Source organism: Paraclostridium sp. MRS3W1, assembly GCF_032465715.1.
Taxonomy (GTDB): Bacteria; Bacillota; Clostridia; order Peptostreptococcales; family Peptostreptococcaceae; genus Paraclostridium; species Paraclostridium dentum.
On record NZ_JAWDJM010000027.1, the window covers coordinates 1 to 2,998 of the forward strand.

Annotated in this window: 3 protein-coding genes; 1 reads left to right on the plus strand and 2 read right to left on the minus strand. The window is 23.5% G+C overall.

Annotated elements, in window-relative coordinates; translation table 11 throughout:
• Window positions 1–115 precede the first annotated feature (115 nt).
• Window positions 116–913: a RelA/SpoT domain-containing protein gene (locus tag RWY47_RS02170; protein WP_025162545.1), complete on the minus strand. Its 798-nt coding sequence runs from the start codon at window positions 911–913 to the stop codon at window positions 116–118.
• 158 nt (window positions 914–1,071) lie between these two features.
• On the opposite strand from RWY47_RS02170, the gene RWY47_RS02175 reads away from it, so the two are divergent.
• Window positions 1,072–1,929, plus strand: a complete 858-nt coding sequence (locus RWY47_RS02175; RefSeq protein WP_207656705.1) for a GGDEF domain-containing protein — start codon at window positions 1,072–1,074, stop codon at window positions 1,927–1,929.
• 41 nt (window positions 1,930–1,970) lie between these two features.
• Here the strand turns inward: RWY47_RS02175 and RWY47_RS02180 are convergent.
• Window positions 1,971–2,998 (minus strand): sensor histidine kinase (locus tag RWY47_RS02180; RefSeq protein WP_316030226.1); only part of this gene is annotated, 1,028 nt, incomplete at its 5' end.

Below are 2,998 nucleotides of genomic sequence, written 5' to 3' on the forward strand. Positions count from 1 at the left end.
CCATTCATATTTTTTATATATTTATATTTAATATACAATTTAATTTTTTATATTAATATATATAATAGCATAAATACTGTATTTTTCTATAATTATTTATATTTGTTACTATTTGTTATTTTTTACTTATTATTTCTTTTAAGTTCTCTATCTCTTTATCTTTTTTCTTTAACTTCTCTTCATATTCTATTTTTACATCTTCTATACTTTTATTTAATACATTAATTAATGATGCCATTTCATCTGAACTACCTGCTATTCTATTCAGTAACATCAAATTTTGTGCTAGGACATCAGGAATCTGTTTATGTGAGTATCTAAGTTGATGATCTATTTCCCCATAACCTTCTTCAAAAATAGTTCTTACCTGTATTTCTGCAATTATTTTTTGTGTAGTTGGATATGATTCTATTATATAATGTACTGATCTATATCCTGATAGTCTTGAACATACTTCAATCCCTAGTTCTTCGAATTTTTTTGTGTTGTCACCTTCTCTCACATTGGAAACAATTTCTAATACTTTCCACATCCTAGTAATAAAACTATGTATTTCTTCCCAATCCTCTTTAAATATATGTATTACTCTTATTCCTAGCAAATCAGTTATTTCATTTTTATAGTTATCTACAGTAAAATTAAAATCATTTCCATATTTTAATCGTCTATCTTCTATCTTCCTTATTATTTTTTCAATTAAATGTTCAGGATCCTTAACTCTAGTTTTCACTGAGTGAACCTTTGGATGACTTCTTAATATAGTAGCTATTAACTCAGCTTGAGTTTCATAGCTTTTTCTATACATCATAAAATCTTCATAAATATACTCAATTTCATCCCAATCTATGTTATTTTTTATTAACTCTTTATCAGTTATTTGATATTTATCCAGGAATTCATCTTTTCTTAACATTATGCTCCCTCTCTTTTGATTTAGTTCATATTCTATTATATCTCATATTTTGTATTTTTAACTATATTATTAATCTTTAAATTTGCAAATAAATTAATAAAAACTTATAATATTTGTTGATAGTATTTTAAAGAGAGGAAGTGAGTTTTTTGAATTTCATGAAAAATAGTATAAATATACTTGATAACGTTTTTGTAATTCAAAGAATTGTAGATCCTAAGCACAAAAAGATAATAACGCTTGATAATGATATAAAAATAGATAATGATCATAAATGCTTTGAGTTTTGGAAAACTGGGGCGGCTTGTTGTAATTGTATCTCTATGCGAGCTTTAAATGAGAATTCATCTTTCTCTAAGTTAGAATATGTAGATGAGAAGCTGTATATGATAATATCAGCGCCCGTTAATGTTGAAGGCGATATTTATATTGTCGAACTTATAAAAGATGTTACAAACGATACTATGTTTTCAACTTACACCAATAAAACTGTTAATGAACTTACATCTGAAATTAATAAATTAAATATGCTTATTGTTACTGATGAATTAACTAATATTTTTAATAGACGTTACTTAGATGAACATCTTCCTGCTCTATTAAAAAACCTATCGTTACCTGATTTTTCAGTTAGTTTGATAATGTTAGATATTGATAAATTCAAAGATATAAATGATACGTATGGACACTTATGTGGGGATTTTATAATTAAAGAGGTGGCAAGCTTACTTGATTCTTATATAAAAAATTTTGGTGGATGGACCTGTAGATACGGAGGAGATGAATTTATAGCTGTTATAGAAAATAAGTCTGAAAATGAAACTTATACTATAATAAATAATTTTAAAACCTTTATTGGAACTAGAGAATTTTTATATGAAAGTAATAAAATCAATATTACTTGCAGCTTTGGAGTTTCTTACCTTAATAACGAAAATATAACATTTAATGATGCTTTAAATTTAGTTGATACAAAACTATATAAAGCTAAAAGTTCAAGAAATTCAGTATGCTAGTCTCAATATAAAAATGCTATTTTAGGTTTGAAATAGCATTTTTATATTGGAATAATAAACTTTACGGTAAAACAGTACTCTTCTATGTTAAAATCTATGACCCCATCATATTTTTCTATTGTAAGCTTTAAATTTTCAATACCAATTCCATGATTAGTTTTATCTTTTTTTAAAGTTTCTATATTAAAACTTTTATCTAATTCAAGTGGGTGTTTATTTTTAGAGTTTTTTATAACACATATTAATTTATTATCTATAACATCGCAATATAAATGAATATACTTTTCTCTTTTGTTATCATCTAAATTCACACATGCCTCTATTGCATTGTCTATTAAATTATTAAATATTATTGATATATGCATATTTTTTATATGTATATCTTTAGGTATAAATATATCATATTTTAATTTTATTCCATATTTTTTACATACTTTTATTTTATTTTTGATAAGTGCATCCATTAAAATATGTTCACTCACAAAATAGTAATCAATTTCTTCAATTTCTTTATCTATCTCATAAATAAAATCCACTGCTTCTTTATGTTTTTTAGATGCTACTAACTGATTTAAAGCAAACTTATGTTTTTTAATATCATGAGAAATATACCTAACTTTTTTCATATATTTTTCATATTCACTATAGTGCTTTATTTGATTTTCTAATTGATTGTTACTTACTTCAAGATTATATTTTGTATAAGAAAGCTCTGCCTTTATCAATATATTTTGAATTATCAACTCACTAACCAATGTATAAACTATTATATATTTAACAATCTCTATGCTGCTTTCACTTATAAATATCCATTTTAAAAAATATGCTATCACAATGTTATCTATCCAATAATTTATAGTGACATAAATACAGTATTTATATTGTTTATTTAAATAAATGTATTTGTTTTTAATCCTTGTATTCATAAATCTGTAATGCATTCCTATAAATATAATAATAGATATAACAGATATTAAAATATCTATTATAAAATACCAATTTGATAAAACTTTTAAAGAATAATTATGCTTTAAAATAAAATCAAATATGCATTCATATATTATAGATG